Annotated in this window: 10 protein-coding genes and 1 pseudogene; 3 read left to right on the top strand and 8 right to left on the bottom strand. The window is 75.3% G+C overall.

Annotated features, from left to right (window positions below):
* Positions 1 to 41: 41 nt before the first annotated feature.
* The 5 genes from ACF1AK_RS09225 to asnB form a co-directional block, all read right to left on the bottom strand.
* The gene (locus ACF1AK_RS09225; RefSeq protein ID WP_355371978.1) at positions 42 to 1,304 is read right to left on the bottom strand and encodes a MurT ligase domain-containing protein; all 1,263 of its coding nucleotides are present in this window, start codon (positions 1,302 to 1,304) and stop codon (positions 42 to 44) included.
* A 317-nt stretch (positions 1,305 to 1,621) separates the two neighbouring features.
* Positions 1,622 to 3,112 carry a GNAT family N-acetyltransferase gene (locus ACF1AK_RS09230; protein WP_391498129.1) on the bottom strand — a complete coding sequence of 497 codons (1,491 nt, stop codon included), beginning with the start codon at positions 3,110 to 3,112 and terminating at the stop codon, positions 1,622 to 1,624.
* A gap of 56 nt (positions 3,113 to 3,168) precedes the next feature.
* Positions 3,169 to 4,695, bottom strand: a complete 1,527-nt coding sequence (locus ACF1AK_RS09235; protein ID WP_391498130.1) for a pyridoxal phosphate-dependent decarboxylase family protein — start codon at positions 4,693 to 4,695, stop codon at positions 3,169 to 3,171.
* Between the two features lie 122 nt (positions 4,696 to 4,817).
* Positions 4,818 to 5,945, bottom strand: a complete 1,128-nt coding sequence (locus ACF1AK_RS09240) for a hypothetical protein (protein ID WP_391498131.1) — start codon at positions 5,943 to 5,945, stop codon at positions 4,818 to 4,820.
* A 234-nt stretch (positions 5,946 to 6,179) separates the two neighbouring features.
* Entirely contained in the window at positions 6,180 to 8,030 is a 1,851-nt protein-coding gene (asnB, locus tag ACF1AK_RS09245) for an asparagine synthase (glutamine-hydrolyzing) (RefSeq protein WP_391498132.1), read from the bottom strand.
* A gap of 200 nt (positions 8,031 to 8,230) precedes the next feature.
* Between asnB and ACF1AK_RS09250 the strand changes: the two genes are divergently transcribed.
* Positions 8,231 to 8,515: a hypothetical protein gene (locus ACF1AK_RS09250; RefSeq protein WP_350561504.1), complete on the top strand. Its 285-nt coding sequence runs from the start codon at positions 8,231 to 8,233 to the stop codon at positions 8,513 to 8,515.
* 115 nt (positions 8,516 to 8,630) lie between these two features.
* On the top strand, positions 8,631 to 10,457 hold the full coding sequence (gene glmS, locus ACF1AK_RS09255) for a glutamine--fructose-6-phosphate transaminase (isomerizing) (RefSeq protein WP_391498133.1): 1,827 nt from the start codon (positions 8,631 to 8,633) through the stop codon (positions 10,455 to 10,457).
* Positions 10,458 to 10,510: 53 nt separating this feature from the next.
* On the opposite strand, the gene ACF1AK_RS09260 is transcribed toward glmS, so the two are convergent.
* Together ACF1AK_RS09260 and ACF1AK_RS09265 are read right to left on the bottom strand one after the other, a co-directional pair.
* Positions 10,511 to 11,173, bottom strand: a complete 663-nt coding sequence (locus tag ACF1AK_RS09260; protein WP_391498606.1) for a hypothetical protein — start codon at positions 11,171 to 11,173, stop codon at positions 10,511 to 10,513.
* A 204-nt stretch (positions 11,174 to 11,377) separates the two neighbouring features.
* Positions 11,378 to 12,485, bottom strand: a pseudogene (locus ACF1AK_RS09265) (beta-galactosidase family protein); the annotation flags it as partial.
* Between the two features lie 66 nt (positions 12,486 to 12,551).
* Here ACF1AK_RS09265 and ACF1AK_RS09270 point away from each other — a divergent pair.
* Positions 12,552 to 14,030 carry an amidase gene (locus tag ACF1AK_RS09270; protein ID WP_391498134.1) on the top strand — a complete coding sequence of 493 codons (1,479 nt, stop codon included), beginning with the start codon at positions 12,552 to 12,554 and terminating at the stop codon, positions 14,028 to 14,030.
* A 97-nt stretch (positions 14,031 to 14,127) separates the two neighbouring features.
* Here the strand turns inward: ACF1AK_RS09270 and ACF1AK_RS09275 are convergent, their stop codons facing one another.
* Positions 14,128 to 16,113 carry an FUSC family protein gene (locus ACF1AK_RS09275; RefSeq protein WP_391498135.1) on the bottom strand — a complete coding sequence of 662 codons (1,986 nt, stop codon included), beginning with the start codon at positions 16,111 to 16,113 and terminating at the stop codon, positions 14,128 to 14,130.
* Positions 16,114 to 16,305 lie beyond the last annotated feature (192 nt).

Consider the following 16,305-nt stretch of genomic DNA (forward strand, 5'->3'; position numbering starts at 1 on the left):
CGTGCGGTGGGCTGCTGGGGCTGCTCGGTGCGGGTCCGGCATCAGCCGGCCACGACCTTCCGCAGCTGCTGGAAGGCGGTGTAGTTGGCGATCGCCTCGATCCGGCCGGGCGGGGCCATCCGCACCGCCTGCTCCAGCGAGTCCACGACGTGGAACTGCAGCCCGGCGACCTCCAGGCGCACCGCGAGGTCCAGCTTGCGCTGGCCCAGCACGAACACCGGGTGCCCGGCGAGCCGCTCGTAGTCCACGTCCCACAGCCAGGAGGTGTCGGTGCCGTCGGCGTCGAGCGCGTTGACCGAGAGCACCACCGGGGTCGGCGGGCCGTCGATCAGCGAGAAGGTCTCCAGCCAGCCGGCCGGGTTCTTGGCCAGTAGCAGCCGGATGTCGCGGCCCTGGTACTGGACGACGTCGTAGCGGCCGGCCACCGCGGTGACCGAGCGCATCCGCTCCAGCGCGACCTGCGGGGAGACACCGAACACGGCGGCGACGGCGGCCGAGCTGGTGGCGTTGGCCAGGTTGGCCCGGCCGGGCAGCTGGAGCTGGATCGGCCAGGCGCCGCGCTGCGGGTCGATCACGTGGGTGCCCTGCAGGGCCCAGTGCGGGTTGGGGCGCCGGAAGCCGCACTCCTGGCAGAACCAGTCGTCGCCGGGGCGCTGCATCACGCCGCCGCAGGCGGGGCAGGACCAGGCGTCCTCCTTCCACGCCTGTCCGGCGGCCACCCAGACCACCTTCTTGCAGGAGGACGCGGCCCAGGTCACCAGCGGGTCGTCGGCGTTGGCGATCACCACGGCCTCGGTGTCCTGGAGGCCCTCGCGCCACTTCTCCGCCATCATGCGGGTCTCGGCGGCGCGGTCCAGCTGGTCGCGCGAGAGGTTGAGCAGGGCGATCGCCTTGGGGCGGGTGTCCCGGGCCACCATCGCCAGGTACTTCTCGTCGACCTCGATGACGCCGAAGCGGGCCTCCGAGCCGCCGGCCAGGGCGGAGGTGATGCCGGCCGGCATGTTGGCGCCCAGCGCGTTGGAGACCACCGGGCCGGCGGCGCGCAGCGCCTCGGCGATCAGGCGGGTGGTCGTGGTCTTGCCGTTGGTGGCGCTGACCAGCACCACGTCGAGGTTCTCGGCGAGGGTGGCGAGCAGATCGGGGTCGAGCCTCAGGGCGACCTTGCCGCCGATCACCGAGCCGCTGCCGCGCCCGGCCTTGCGGGAGACGGCGGCGGCCACCTTGCCGGCGGTCACCGCGATCTTCGCGCGCGCCGGCAGCGAGGCGTCGCGTGCGCCTGTGGGCTCCGATTCGGTGCCTGCCATGCTCAGTGGTTCCTCCTTGCTGCGGCACCGCCCGGGGGCCGGACTACGGGCCGTCGGGCGGCGGGGACGGGATCAGCCTACCGACTCCGCCGCCCGACCCGTCGCCCCGGACCCCGCGCCGCCTGCTGCGACGTGCCGGGGACGCCCTTCCGGGCGGTCCTGGCGCGGCGTCAGGACGGGCGGTGTACGGAGGGGCCGTTCGCCGTCGGGGACGCGCGGGCGGGGTGCGGCGGTTCCGTGCGCCGGCGCGGGAGGGACCCTTGGTGAGGGTGTGGTGAAGAAATGACCGGATGATTACCCGACGCGCCCGGTACGGCTCACCGGCCCGGCCGGGTCTGCCAGGGCACCGGGAGCTCCTCGGCCGCCTCCGCCAGGTGCGCGGTGATGACCAGCGTGCCGTCCTCCATCTGGTAGTCCAGCGGCGCCCCCAGCCGGCGCATGGTGGCGATCAGCCCGGAGTTGGACGACTGGGTGACCGCGTACACCGTGTCCACCCCGGCCTCCAGGGCCAGCGCCGACATCCGCCGCATGAGGTCCAGGCCCAGCCCGCGCCGCTGCCAGGCGTCCTCGACCAGCACCGCCACCTCGGCGCTGTCGTCGTCCCACATCAGGTGCCCGAGGGCGACGATCCGCCCGTCCGCCGCCTCCACCGCCAGGGTCTGGCCGTGCCGGGCGTCCAGCAGGTGGTCCAGGTAGCGGTCGGCGTCCCGCACCGGCCCGTGGTAGCGCTTGCGCAGCGCGTCGGGGGAGCAGCGGTGGTGCATCGCCAGCGCGGCCGGCTTGTCGGCCGCGTCCGCGCGCCGCACGGTCAGGTCGGCGCCGGCCGGCTGGCTCAGCCGGGCCCGGACGTCCGGCACCCGGGGGCCGAGCAGGGTGTCCAGCTCGACCAGCGCCTGCGCCCGGGCGAACTCGGTCGGGGTGAACGGCAGCTGCGGGCGGGTGAGCTCGATGAGGTCCCCGGAGGGCAGCGGGAGCCGCAGCACGTGGCCGTCCGCCCCGGCGGCGGTGCGCGCGGCCGCGCCCGGGTACTGCCGGATGCTGCACTGCCCGAACAGCTGGCGCAGCGCGACCGGCAGCTCGGCGGCGTCCAGCGCGGTCCGGGTGGCCAGCGCCAGGACGTGGGTCGGTACGTCCACCAGGTCGTGGGCGTCGGCCGGGCCGGTCCAGATGTCGTGCCCGCCGGCCCCGGCGACCAGCGCGGCGAGGTCGGCCCGGGCCAGCGAACGCGGCGCGCGCACGAAGAACTCGTCCACGGCGCCGGACGGCAGCGGGTGGGACTGCATCGAGACGATGTTCACCTGCCGCGCGGCGAAGGCCGCGCAGACCCGGGCCAGGCTGCCGGGGGAGTCCCGCACCGTGGTGCGGACCCGCCACAGCGCGGTCTCCTCGAAGTCGTGCAGCGGGCCCTTCAACGGCTCGGCCTGTGCACCGGCCCGCGCACCGGCCCGCGCACCGGCGTGCGCCCCGGCCCGCTCCCCGGTCGGCGCCCCGGCCCCGGACCGCGTCCCGTCCGGTGGCTCGGCCGCGTCCGGGCCGGGCGGTCCGTGCAGCTGATGGCGGTGCGACCACCAGGTGTGGAACAGCGCCGTGGCGAGCAGTGCGGTGGCGGACGCGGCGAGCACCACCGGCCCGTCCGGTCCGTGCACCACGAGCTTGGCCACCAGGTCGGCGGTGGTCACCGAGAGGAAGACGGCGGCGAGTTCCACCGCGTCGCGCCGCCACCGCTGGGCACGGACGCCGCGGCGCTGGGCACGGGAGGGGTTCGGGGTGTGGACGGTCTCGGGCTTCGGCTTCTCCAGGTGCTCCATGCCATCAATCTGCCGCTTCGGTGTTTCACGATCACGAATCCCCCGTGACCTGACGGTTAATGGTGCCGTGCATCGGCCGTTCCGCGCCCGGCCGCCTTCACTTCTTCGAGCAGGATCCGCAGGTCCGTCTCGGTGGTGGCCGGGTTGAGGAGGCAGGCGCGGAGCATCTCGCGGCCGGCCAGGCGGGCGCCGGTGACGAAGGCGCGGCCGCGGCGCTGGACGGCGGCGGGCAGCTCGCGGTTGAGGGCGTCCAGCGCCTCCTCGGTGTACCCGGCCGGGCGGAGGCGGAACGCCGCGATGGACGTCCTGACCTCGGCGAGCAGCTCCAACTCGGGCTCTTCGGTGATGAGTTCGCCGAGCCGGCGGGCGAGTGCGGTGGTCCGGGCGATGTCCCGGGCGAGGCCGTCGCGGCCGCGGTGGGCGATGGTGGCCCACACCTTGAGGGCGCGGAACGGACGGGTCTGCTCGGTGCCGTACTCGGAGAACCAGCCCAGCTCCCCGGCCGCCTCGTCGCGCAGGTAGGAGGGGACGAGGCTGAAGGTCGCGCGCAGCCCCTCGGGGTCGCGGACCAGCGCGCAGCCGCAGTCGACCGGGACGCCGAGCCACTTGTGCGGGTCGAGGGCCAGCGAGTCCGCGCGCTCCATCCCGGCGTAGCGGTGGGCGATCACCGGGTCGAGCACGCCGAACGCGCCGTAGGCGCCGTCCACGTGCAGCCACAGGCCCTCCTCGGCGCAGAGGTCGGCGATCGGGTCGAAGGCGTCCACCGCGCCGGTGCCGACCGTGCCGGCCGAGGCCACCACCAGGAACGGCAGCAGCCCCGCCGCCCGGTCGCGGGTGACCGCGGCGCGCAGGTCGGCGAGGTCGAGGCCCCCGTCGGGGCCGGTGGCCACGGTGCGCAGGTGCCTGCTGCCGAGGCCCAGCAGCTCGGCGGCCTTGCGGACGCAGGAGTGGGTCTCGCCGGTGACGTAGCCGACCAGCGGCGGCATCCCGGCGAGGCCGTCCTCGCGGACGTCCCGGCCGGCGGCGCGGGCGGCCCGGTCACGGGCGGCGGACAGGCAGACGATGGTCGCCATCGAGGTGCCGGAGGTGAGCAGCCCGCCGCCGGGCGGGTGGGGGAAGCCGACCAGCTCGGCGATCCAGCGGACCACGGCCCGCTCCAGGTGGACGTCGGCGTGGTCGCCGCCGGCCGAGCTGGGGTTCATCGCGGCGGCGGCGAGGGTGGCGAGCACGCCGGCCGGGGCCGGGGCGGAGTTCACCCAGCCGAAGAACCGCGGGTGGCCGTTGCCCATCGGGTACGGCAGCACGTCGTGGCCGACCGCGTCCAGCAGCTCGGCGAGCGGGCGGCCGGCCGTGGGCAGCGGGGCGTCCAGCAGGGTGCGGCGGGCGTCGTCGTCCATCGGCTGCCAGACCGGGCGGGCGGCCAGCCCGGCGAGGTGGTCGGCGGCCAGGTCGGCGGCGGTGTGCGCGGCGGCGCGGAAGTCGTCGTCGGCGGTGTGCGCGGCGGCCCGGACGCCGTCGTCGGCCGGGAGGTGCCCGCCGGCGGCGCGGGGGGCGGGGGCGGTGCGGAAGACGTCGGAGGTCATGTGCGGCTCCGGAGAGGGTACGGGCCTGGTGGCGCGGCGTCCTCGGCGCACCCGGATCCCGCGATCCTACGGAAACGGGCCCGCGCCGTGCGGCGCGGGCCCGGCAGCCGGGACGGCCGGTGTCAGTCCAGCGAGGTGGAGAGCCCGCCCGCCGAGCGGCAGTAGCCCTGCATCTCCTTGTCGGTGAACTTGGCGCAGAGCCGCCCGGCGGCCCCCGCGTCGGTGTAGTTCACCGTGTAGTAGCTGACCAGGCCCTCGGCACAGGCCTTGCGCTGCCAGCCGTCGGCGGCGGTCGCGCACTGCTGGGCGGCCCAGTCCTCGCGGTCCAGGTTGTACTTCATGGTGCGCGAGCCCACGCCCCGGCTGCAGTCCACCGCCCCGCCGGAGGCCTTGCCGTTCAGGCACCACTTCAGGGCCTCGGCGTACACCTCGGGGTGGTTCGGGTAGTCGTGCGAGGAGAGGTAGAAGGTCGGCGCGTAGAAGAAGCAGGCGGACTGGAACAGCGCCGGCTGGTCCTTGCACGGGTAGAGCGGGTCCTGGGCGAGCTTGTCGGCGGGGAGGTTGGCCTTGGCCGTCTCGTCCTCCTCGTCCGGGCCGAAGAGCTGCATGAACAGGCCCTCGGAGCAGCGGATCCGGTTCTGGTCGGAGGTGAACCTGTTGCACAGCTCGCGGGCCTTGGCGACGTCCTGCTTGGCGACGAACATCGTGCCGTGGCCGACGCCGTGGATGCAGGGGCCGCTGTTCTTGGGCGCGCAGAGCTTGACCAGGTCGGTCTCGGGCTGGGTGGAGGCGTTGAGCATCTCCTCGACGGCGCCGTGCAGGTAGCCGGCCGCGCAGGTCTCGTGCGGGAAGGAGATGACCTTCTGGAAGTCGGCCTGGAAGCGGGTGACCGCCGCGTGCCCGAGCTCGTGGGCGATCGGGTGGCAGAACCGGACGGTGTACGGCAGCTGCTTGGTGATCCTGTCGAGGTCGGCCAGCGCGACGCCGGGGTCGGTGGCCTCCATCTCGGCCATCAGCTTGTTGCGCAGCGTCGAGCGGGTCCACACCGCCGGGTCCCCGGTCGCGGTGGCGCTCGCGGCCGGCTGTCCGGTGCCGGGGCCGCCCGCGCCGGCGCCGGCGGCCCCGGGGGAGGCGGGTCCGGCCACCGCGGCGGTGACCGGCTCGGGCGTCCAGTCGGTGACGGCCACCGACCCCAGGCCGAGCACCCCGAGCAGCAGGGCGGTGAGGATCGCGAAGGCTCGCGGTTGCATGACGGAGATCCCCCGGCGGATCGAGACGGACGGGACTCTCCCCATCCTGACGGCACGGGCTTCGGATTCCGTGTTATCGACCGCCATTCGGGAGGTGTCGGCGACGCTACCGCACGTCCCGCCCGGTCAACGAGGCGGGCCGGTCGCTGGTCACGGACGGTGCCGGTCCCGGGCGCGGGGGCCGGGCACGGGGCCGGGCGGCGCGGGGCGGAGCGCCGCCCGGGGGCGGGGCGCTCACAGCTCCAGGCGGACCTGGTACTCCGTCAGCCACGCGTCCAGGTCCAGGGCCAGATCGGTCGCCAGCCGGACGGTCTGCGGGTCGGTGTCCGGGGCGAGCGCGTCGGACAGCGCCCGCCGGTCCAGCAGGGCGAGGCCGGGGGAGCGGGGGTCGGCGGCCAGTGCGGCGAGCTCGCCGCGCAGCAGCTGCGGATAGCGGGGGTCCTGGACGACCGGGTACGGGCTCTTCATCCGGTCGGCGATCTCGGCGGGCAGCACGTCCCGCACGGCGGCGCGCAGCAGGCTCTTCTCCCGGCCGTCGAAGTGCTTCATCGCCCACGGCGTGTTGAAGACGTACTGCACCAGCCGGTGGTCGCAGAACGGCACCCGCACCTCCAGCCCGGTGGCCATGCTCATCCGGTCCTTGCGGTCCAGCAGGATGCGCACGAAACGGGTCAGGTTGAGGTACGACACCTCCCGCATCCGCCGTTCGAACGGGTCGGCGTGCGGCAGGTGCGGGACCTCGGCGAGCGCCTCCCGGTAGCGGGCCTGCCGGTAGCCGGGCAGGTCGAGCTTGCCGAGCAGCTCCCGGTCGAGCAGCTGTTCGCGCGGTCCGCTGCCGCTGCCGCCGAGGCTGCTCAGCACCGCCGCCCACGGGAAGTCCTCGGTGCGGACGGTCTGCGGGTCGTGGAACCACCGGTAGCCGCCGAACAGCTCGTCCGCGGACTCGCCGGACAGCGCCACCGTGGAGCGCTCGCGCACCCCGCGGAAGAACAGCAGCAGCGAGGAGTCCATGTCGCCGACACCGCCCGGCAGGTCCCGGGCGCGCAGGGTGGCGAGCCGCTGCGCCGGGTCGCCGACGGCGGCGCTGTCCAGTTCGATCACCTGGTGGTCGGCGCCCACGTGCCGGGCGAGCATCCGCGCGTACGGGCCGTCCGGCGTGGTGCGGACGGCGTCCGGGGCGAAGTGTTCGGACTGGCCGGTGAAGTCGACCGCGAAGGAGCGCACCGGGCCGGCGCCGGCGGCGCGCAGCGTCCGGGCGGCCAGGGCGGTGACCGCGCTGGAGTCGAGGCCGCCGGAGAGCAGCGAGCAGAGCGGCACGTCGGACTCCAGCTGGCGGTGGACGATGTCCTCCAGCAGGGCGCGGACGGTGCCGATCGTGGTGGGGAGGTCCTGGGTGTGCTCGCGGGCCTCCAGCGCCCAGTAGCGCCGTGCGGTCAGGCCCTGGCGCCGCACCCGCACCACGTGGCCCGGCCGGACCTCGGCGATGCCCCGGTACGGGGTGAGTCCCGGGGTGCGGGTCAGTGCGAGCAGTTCGCGCAGCCCGTCGAGGTCGACCACCGGGCGCACCGCGGGGTGGGCGAGCAGCGCCTTCGGTTCGGAGCCGAAGACCACGCCGTCCGGTGTCGGGTGGTAGTGCAGCGGTTTGACGCCCATCCGGTCGCGGACCAGCAGCAGTTCCTCGGCGCGGGCGTCCCAGACGGCGAAGGCGAACATGCCGTTGAGCCGTTCGGCCAGGTGTTCGCCCCACTCCAGGTAGGCGCGCAGCACCACCTCGGTGTCGCTGCGGGTGCGGAAGCGGTGCCCGGCGGCCTCCAGCTCGGCGCGCAGTTCGCGGTGGTTGTACACCTCCCCGCTGTAGCTGAGCGCGGCCAGCAGCCGGCCGTCGTGCTCGGCCGTCATCGGCTGGACGCCGCCCTGCGGGTCGATCACGGCGAGGCGCCGGTGGCCCAGTGCGGCGTGCCGCTCCAGGTGGACGCCCCCGGCGTCCGGACCGCGGCAGAGCTGGGTCGCCGTCATGGCGTCGAGCACCGCTCGTTCGAGGGTCAGGTCGCGGTCGTAGGCGACCCATCCGGTGATCCCGCACATCAGCAAGCCTCCGGTTCTTCCGACACTCTTCCGACGCTCCCGTCCTCCCCCGGCCCCCGGTGTGTGAGCAAGTCATCACGCTACGTGGTCACCCGTGCGGCTACAAGACCCCCGTTCATGCTTCGAACACAGCGGAATCCTGCCCGAAATCGGGCAGGATCTTTGATCTTCTGCCACGGAGGCGCCTAGGCTCCCCACTCGTGTCCAGCTCGCCCGGTCCTTCGCACCCTCACGACGACCTGCTCGCCCACCTCACCCGGACCAGCCCGCTCGGGCCCCGGGAGGCGGCGCGGGTGGTGGCGGAGGTGCTGGCGTACTTCTCCGAGACCACCGAGGAGTACGTCCGGCGCCGCCACGGCGAACTGCAGGCACGCGGCCTGACCAACGAACGGATCTTCGCCCGGCTCGCCGAGGAACTCCCGGCCCGCCGGGTCGCCGCGCCCGGGCTCTCGGCCCGCCAGCTGCGCCGGATCGTCTACGGCTGACCGGCGGCCCCTCCCCGCCGTCCCTCCCCGCCGGCCGTCCCTCCCCGCCGCGTTCAGGTCTTGTCGGCACGGGCCGCCCGGCCGCCCCCGTACGCACGGAACCAAGGAGCCCACCATGTGCGGAATCGTGGCCTACATCGGCCCCAAGGACGCGACCCCCTTCCTGCTGGAGGGCCTCGCCCGGCTGGAGTACCGCGGCTACGACTCGGCCGGCGTCGCCGTCGCCGGGCGCACCGGCGGCCTCAAGGTCCGCAAGGTCAAGGGCCGGGTGGCCGACCTCGCCGCCGACGTCCCCGCCCGCTTCAAGGGCACCACCGGCATCGGCCACACCCGCTGGGCCACCCACGGCGTCCCCAGCGACGCCAACGCCCACCCGCACCTGGACAACGACGGGCGGATCGCCGTCGTCCACAACGGCATCATCGAGAACGCCGACGAGCTGCGCGTCCGGCTCGCCGCCGACGGCGCCGTGTTCCGCTCCGAGACCGACACCGAGGTGCTCGCCCACCTCGTCGCCGCCCACGCCGCCGAGGGCGGCGAGCTGGAGGACGCCGTGCGCGCCGCCCTCGGCAAGGTCGTCGGCACCTACGGCATCGCCGTCCTCGACGCCGGGCAGCCCGACCGCATCGTGGTCGCCCGCAACGGCAGCCCGATCGTGCTCGGCCTCGGCGAGAAGGAGATGTTCGTCGCCTCCGACGTCTCCGCCCTCGTCCGCTACACCCGCCAGGTCGTCCACCTGGAGGACGGCGAGCTGGCCACCGTGCGCGCCGACGGCTTCCGCACCTTCACCGAGGACGCCCGCACCACCCACCGCCAGCCGTCCACCGTCGACTGGGACATCGACTCCTACGACACCGGCGGCTACGAGCACTTCCTGCTCAAGGAGATCCACGAGCAGCCCGGCTCCGTCGAGCGCACCCTCGGCGGCCGCCTCGACGAGCGCTTCGCCACCGCCCACCTCGGCGGCCTCAACCTGGACGCCCGCGAACTGCGCGAGATCCGCCGGGTCAAGATCCTCGGCTGCGGCTCCGCCTACTACGCCGGCGAGATGGGCGCCCAGCTCATCGAGGAGCTCGCCCGGATCCCCGCGCACAGCGAGCCCGCCTCGGAGTTCCGCTACCGCAACCCGGTCATCGAGGCCGACACCCTCTACGTGGCGGTCAGCCAGTCCGGCGAGACCTACGACACCCTGGCCGCCGTCCAGGAGGTCAAGCGCAAGGGCGGCCGCGTCCTCGGCGTCGTCAACACCGTCGGCAGTGCCATCGCCCGCGAGTGCGACGGCGGCATCTACCTGCACGCCGGCCCGGAGATCTCGGTCGCCTCCACCAAGGCGTTCACCTCCACCGTCGTCGCCTTCGCCCTGATCGCCCTGCACTTCGGCCGGATCCACGACCTCTCGCCCGCCGACGGCCGCCGGATCGTCTCCGCCCTCAAGGCCCTGCCCGGCCAGATCCGCGAGATCCTCGCCCAGAGCGACGAGATCGCCGCCCTGGCCGCCGAGTACGCCGACGCCGCCGGCATGATGTTCATCGGCCGGGTGCGCGGCTACCCCGTCGCCCGCGAGGGCGCGCAGAAGCTCAAGGAGATCTCCTACGTGCACGCCGAGGCCTATCCGGCGAGCGAGCTGAAGCACGGCCCGCTGGCCCTGATCAGCCCCGAACTGCCCACCGTCGCCCTCGTCCCGGACGACGAGCTGCTCGACAAGAACCTCACCACCCTCGGCGAGATCAAGGCCCGCTCCGGCCGCGTCCTCGCCGTCGCCCACCGCCGCCCCGACCCCAGGCTCGCCGACCACTGCGTGCTGGTCCCCAAGAGCGAACCCGAGCTCGACCCGCTGCTCCTCAACATCCCGCTCCAGCTGCTCGCCTACCACGCCGCCGTCGCCCTCAAGCGCGACGTCGACAAGCCCCGCAACCTCGCCAAGAGCGTCACCGTCGAGTGACCCGCGCCCCCCGGGGGCCGGCCGTGAACCGCACGGCCGGCCCCCGGCGCGGCTCAGTAGTCGGCGCTGGGGGCGCGGGTGGTGGGGCCGAGGTCGGGCTCGTCGCGGAGTTCCAGGGAGGCGCCGTGGCGGGTGAGTTCGAGGACGAGGAGGGTGTTGCGGCCGGCGTGCCAGAGCGGGGCCGGGGCGTAGAGGGTGCGCTGCGGGCCCTCGTCGGTGTAGCGGCCGAGCAGGAAGCCGTTCAGCCAGAGCAGGCCGCGGCCCCAGCCGGGGAGGGCGACGAAGGCGTCGGCCGGGGCGTCGAGGTCGGTCTCGAAGCGGTGGAAGGCGGGGTCGCCGTCGGCGGTGTCGAGGGTGTCGTGGAGGACGAGCGCGTCGAGGTCGGTGAGCGGCAGCGGGCGGATCTCCCAGGTGTGCAGGCGCTGGCGTTCGTGCGAGACGCCGCGCCGGATGCCCTTGCGGTCGTCCAGCTGGGGGCCGTAGTTGGCGCGGCCGAGGGCCTCCACGAGGATGTCCAGGGTGGCGCCGGCGGGGCCGGTGGCCAGGGGGAGGGTCTGCTCCGGGCGGTTGCGGTCGAGGACGCCGAGCGGGCGGCCGTCGGCGAAGACCTGGGCGCGGTCGCCGATGCCGTCGACGCGCAGGGGCAGTTCGGGGCGCGGGCCGGGGACGTGGGTGCGGTAGTGGATGAGGCCGAACGACTGGCCCAGGCGTTCCATCGGCTCGGGGACGGGGCGGTGGACGGGCGTGGAGAGCGCGTCGAGGGAGTCCAGGAGGCGGGCCCGGCCGCTCGCGCGGTCGAGCCGGCGCGGCGTCAGCCGGGGCGGCAGGGGCGGGAGTTCGACGTCAGCGAGCGGGACGTACCTGCCGATGACGGTCCGCAGGGTGTGGAACTTCTCGGTCAGCTCGCCCGCCTCGCCGATCGGCGCGTCGTAGTCGTAGCTGGTGGAGGTCGGCTCGAAGCCGGCGGTGTCCGGGCCGGTGCCGGAGTGGTTGGCGCCCGCCCAGAAGCCGAAGCTGGTACCGCCGTGCGCCATGTAGAGGTTCACCGAGGCGCCGGTGGCGAGCAGTTCGTCGAGTGAGGCGGCGGTCTCCTTGGCGTCCCGGACGTGGTGCGGGTCGCCGACCCGGTCGAACCAGCCGATCCAGAACTCCATCGCGGCCAGCGGCCCCCGGGGCTGCCGGCGGCGCAGCACCTCGAAGCGCTCGGGGGGCGCGGGAGCCGAAGGTGGCGGTGGCCAGCAGGCCCGGGATCGCGCCGCCCTGCTGCATGAAGTCCTCGGAGCCGTCGGCGGTGAACAGCAGGCAGTCCACCCCGCGCGCGACCAGGCCGTCGCGCAGGTGCGTCAGGTAGGCGGCGTCGGTGCCGTAGCTGCCGTACTCGTTCTCCACCTGGACGGCGACCACCGGACCGCCCCGGCTGCCCAGCAGCGGCAGCAGCTGCGGCACCAGGGCGTCGAACCAGCCGTCCACCGCGGCGAGGAAGGCGGGATCGGAGCTGCGCAGCCGGATCCCGTCCACGGCCAGCAGCCGCGCCGGCAGCCCGCCGAACTCCCACTCGGCGCAGATGTACGGACCGGGGCGGAGGATGACGTCCAGGCCGTGCCGCTCGGCGAGGCGGACGAACCCGGCGACGTCCCGCCAGCCGGTGAAGTCCACCTCGCCGGTCGGCAGTTCGTGGAAGTTCCAGGGGATGTAGGTGTCGACCGTGTTGACGCCCAGCGCCCGCAGGCGGGCCAGCCGGTCGTCCCACAGCGCGGGGTGGACGCGGAAGTAGTGCAGCGCGCCGGAGACGATCCGGTGCGGCGCGCCGTTGCGGCGGAATCCGGTGCCGTCGAAGTCGAGCTCGATCATGCGGGCCAGCTTTCGGTGGTGACGGGGTGACGCGGGCCGCCGGGGGGTCGGGCCCGGCGGTCGGGATCCCAGAAGCGTCGCAGGACCGAACGGGCGGTGCGGCCCGATCGTGCCCGCGCCACGCGGGGCTGTTCGGTACGGCCGCGCCCGCCCTAGACTGCTCAGCTCGCGCGGCATTACCGACGGGTAGGTGGCGAGCCGGGCCCGGATGCCGTCACCGACTGGCAGGGATGGGGAGTCCGGATGGCCGACGAGCGGGTGCACGCCTACGGGGACGACGCGCTGGGGGAGCACGACGCGGTGGCGCTGGCCGCCCTGGTGCGGGCCGGCGAGGTGAGCCCCGCCGAGCTGGCGGCGGCGGCCGTGGCCCGCGCCGAACGCGTGGACGCGGCGCTCGCCCCGGTCGCCTTCGCCGCGCACGGGCGGGCGCTTGCCGGCCACGGCGGCGGTGGCGGTGCCGGGCACGGCGGGCACGGCGGCGGGCCCGGCCTGGACGGGGCGCACGGCGCGCACGGCGCCGGGCCGGACGCGCCGCTGTACGGGGTGCCGAGCTTCCTCAAGGACAACACCGACCTGCGCGGCATGCCCACCGGCCAGGGCAGTGCGGCGTTCCGCGCCAGACCGGCCCGCCGCAGCGCCGCCTTCGCCGAGCAGTTCCTCGGCACCGGCCTGTCCGTCCTCGGGAAGACCCGGCTGCCGGAGTTCGGCCTCAACGCCTCCACCGAGTACGCCACCGCCCGGCCCGTGCGCAACCCGTGGCTGACCTCGCACTCCCCGGGCGCCTCCTCCGGCGGCGCCGCCGCGCTGGTGGCCTCCGGCGTCGTCCCCGTGGCACACGCCAACGACGGCGGCGGCTCGATCCGGATCCCCGCCGCCTGCTGCGGGCTGGTCGGCCTCAAGCCCACCCGCGGCCGGATGGTGCCCAACGCCCAGGGCCGCCGGCTCCCGGTCGACCTGGTCACCGACGGCGTGCTGACCCGCTCCGTCCGCGACACCGCCGCGTTCCTCGCCGCCGCCGAACACCACTACCGCAACCCCGCCCTGCCCCCGCTCGGCCTGGTCGAGGGCCCCGGCGGGCGCCGGCTGCGGATCGGGCTGGTGGTGGACTCCCCGACGGCGCCCACCGACGGGCCGACCCGGGCGGCCGTCGAGGAGACGGCCGCCCGGCTGGCCGCCCTGGGCCACGACGTGACGCCGGCGCAGCTGCCGTTCGGGGAGGAGTTCTCCCGCGACTTCATCCTCTACTGGGGCTACATCGCCTTCCTGATCGCCACCACCGGCCGGCTGACCGTCGACCCCGGCTTCCGGGCGGCCCGGCTGGACGGGTTCACCACCGGTCTGCGGCGGGTCTTCCACCGCGAGTTCGCCCGGGTGCCCGGCGTGGTGCGGCGGCTGCGCGCCTCCGAGCGGACGTACGCGGGCCTGTTCCGCACGTACGACGCGGTTCTGTCGCCGGTGCTGGCGCACGTCGCGCCGCCGATCGGCCACCTGAGCCCGAACGTCGCCTTCGGCGAACTGCTGGAGCGGCTCACCCGCTACGTCGCCTTCACCCCGGTCAACAACGTCACCGGCGGCCCCGGCATCGCCCTGCCGGTCGGCGCGAGCCCCGAGGGGCTGCCGGTGGGCGTCCACCTGTCGGCCGCCCACGGGGAGGAACGGCTGCTCCTGGAGCTGGCGTTCGCGCTGGAGGCGGACCGGCCCTGGCGGCGGATCCAGGACTGAGCCGCCGCCGGGCGCCGAGCGCCGAGTGTGCCGCTGAGCGCTGAGCGCTGAGCGCGTCACCGGGCGTGCCCGGCACCGGCCGGCCTGTCGCGCGGCGTCAGCCGAGGACCGGGGACGCGGTGGCGCAGGCCGCGCGGACCTCGCGCCGCAGCGGCCCGAGGACGTCGTCCGCGGCGCCGTGGGCGGCGGCGGGCCCCTCCGCCGGGGCCGGCAGCGGCCTGCCCGTGCGCAGCGCCTCGGCCAGGGCGGCGAGGTCGGCGGCGATGGCGGCGACCTCCTGCGGCGGCGGCGCCGGTACCCCGTGCTCGACCCGGACCCGCGTCGCGGTGGTCGCCTCCACCACCCGCTCCACCGCGATCACCAGCGGCCACCACGCCGCTGCCCGGGTGCCGACCGGCGGCGGCTCGGTCAGCGCGCGCTGGAACTCGGAGCGGACCGCCGAGAGGTCCCGGTAGAGCCGCCGCCGGCGCCGCGGCCGGGACGGCTGATCGCGCCCGGGGGCGGCGGCGAAGGCCAGTGCCACGTACGCGGAGGCGTCCGCGACGGCGTCGGCCAGCCGGTCGCCGATCCGGGTATGCCAGGACTCCGGCCAGCACAGGTAGCCGGCCAGCAGCGCGATCCCGCAGCCGATCAGCGAGTCGTACAGCCGGGGCAGTACCAGTGCGAAGCCCTGGTGGTTGAGCAGGTCGGAGAGCAGCAGGATGACCGGGGTGATGGCCGCCGTCTGGAACGCGTACCCCTTGGCCGAGAACGCCGGGATCAGGGTGGCCAGTACCGCGACGGTCGGCACGTCCCACCAGCCCCGGGGGACCTCGGCGAGCACCGGGATGGCGATCACCAGCCCGAGCGCCGTGCCGAAGGCGCGCAGCACGGCGCGCGAGAACACCGAGCCGAAGTCCGGTTTGAGGACGAAGGTGACGGTCAGTGCGACCCAGTAGGAGCGGGGCACCGGCAGCACCGAGACCAGCACCTGGGCGAGGCCGATGCAGAGCGCCAGCCGCAGGCCGTAACGCCAGGACGCGCCGGAGAGCAGCGCCGCCCGGGCCGCTCGCCGGGCCCGCTCGCCGGGGGCGGCGGGGCTGCCGAGCCGGTCGGGGACGTCCGCGCGCCCGGGCTCGGCGCCGACCGCGGCCGCGTACCGCAGGGCCTGGTCCAGCGCGCGTTCGGACGGTCCGGTGGGCGCGGGCAGGTCGAGGAAGGCGGCGGGGTCCTCGCCGGGCGCCGGGGCGGTGCGGCCGCGTTCGACGGCGTCGGCGAGCGCCAGCACGGCGGCCGGGTAGGCCTCCGGCAGCGGGCCGAGCCTGGCCACCGGACGCAGTTTGGCGGCGGAGGCCGCCTCGACGACCGGCATCAGCGCGTTGAGCCGGGCGATCAGCCGGGCCAGCCCGGGGGAGCGGCCGTGCCGGCGGGTGCGGTGGGCGAGCAGCAGGTCGTAGGAGGAGTTGAGCGACTGGGTGACGGCCAGCCGCCGTTCGTCGTGCTCCGGGGTGCCGGCGGCGCGGACGAACGCGGCGACCTCCCGGTAGCTGCCGGCCACCGCCGCCCGCTCCGGCACGCCGCCGCGCAGCGGCCAGGCGAACAGGGTGAGCAGCAGCACCACCGCCCCGCCGGCGAGCAGCAGCAGCGGTGCCTTCCACCACGGGTGCGGCATCGGCAGACCGGCCCCGACGACGGCGTTGAGCAGGAGCAGCAGACCGGAGACGGAGGCGACCGAGCCGATCGAGGAGATCATCCCGGAGACCAGCGCGACCAGCGTCAGGACGGCGACGGCCGTCCAGTCGCGCCCGAACACCAGCGTGCCGAGGGCGACGCCGGCGGCACCGAACAGCTGGGGGACGGCGATGTTGAAGACCCGCATCCGGTAGGCGTCGGCGGTGTCCCCGATGACGGCGGACAGCGCCCCCATCGACGCCAGCGCCCCGTACGCCGGCCGCCCCGCCGCCAGCCCCACGGCCAGCGGCGCCGCCAGCCCCGCCGCGGCCCGGGCCACGGCCGCCCACGGCACCGCCGCCGGCTGCGGCCGCATTCCGGCGGTCAGCCACTTCGGAGGGGAGAGCCGGCCGCCGGGCGTGTCCTGTGCCATGCCGTCAACCTACGGCGCCTGCCCGTTCCCGTCCGGTCGCGGCGCGCGCGGCTGTCCTGCTGCGGGTGTGGCGGAGGCCCGGCGGGGCAGCGCTGTTGGCGGGGAGAGCCGGCCGCTGGGCGTGTCGTGTGCGGTGCTGCCAACCTGCCGGGCCCGCGGTGGCACCGCTGCGGCGGCGGTCAGCCTTCCGGA

Source organism: Kitasatospora sp. NPDC015120, from assembly GCF_043080305.1.
Classification (GTDB): Bacteria; Actinomycetota; Actinomycetes; order Streptomycetales; family Streptomycetaceae; genus Kitasatospora.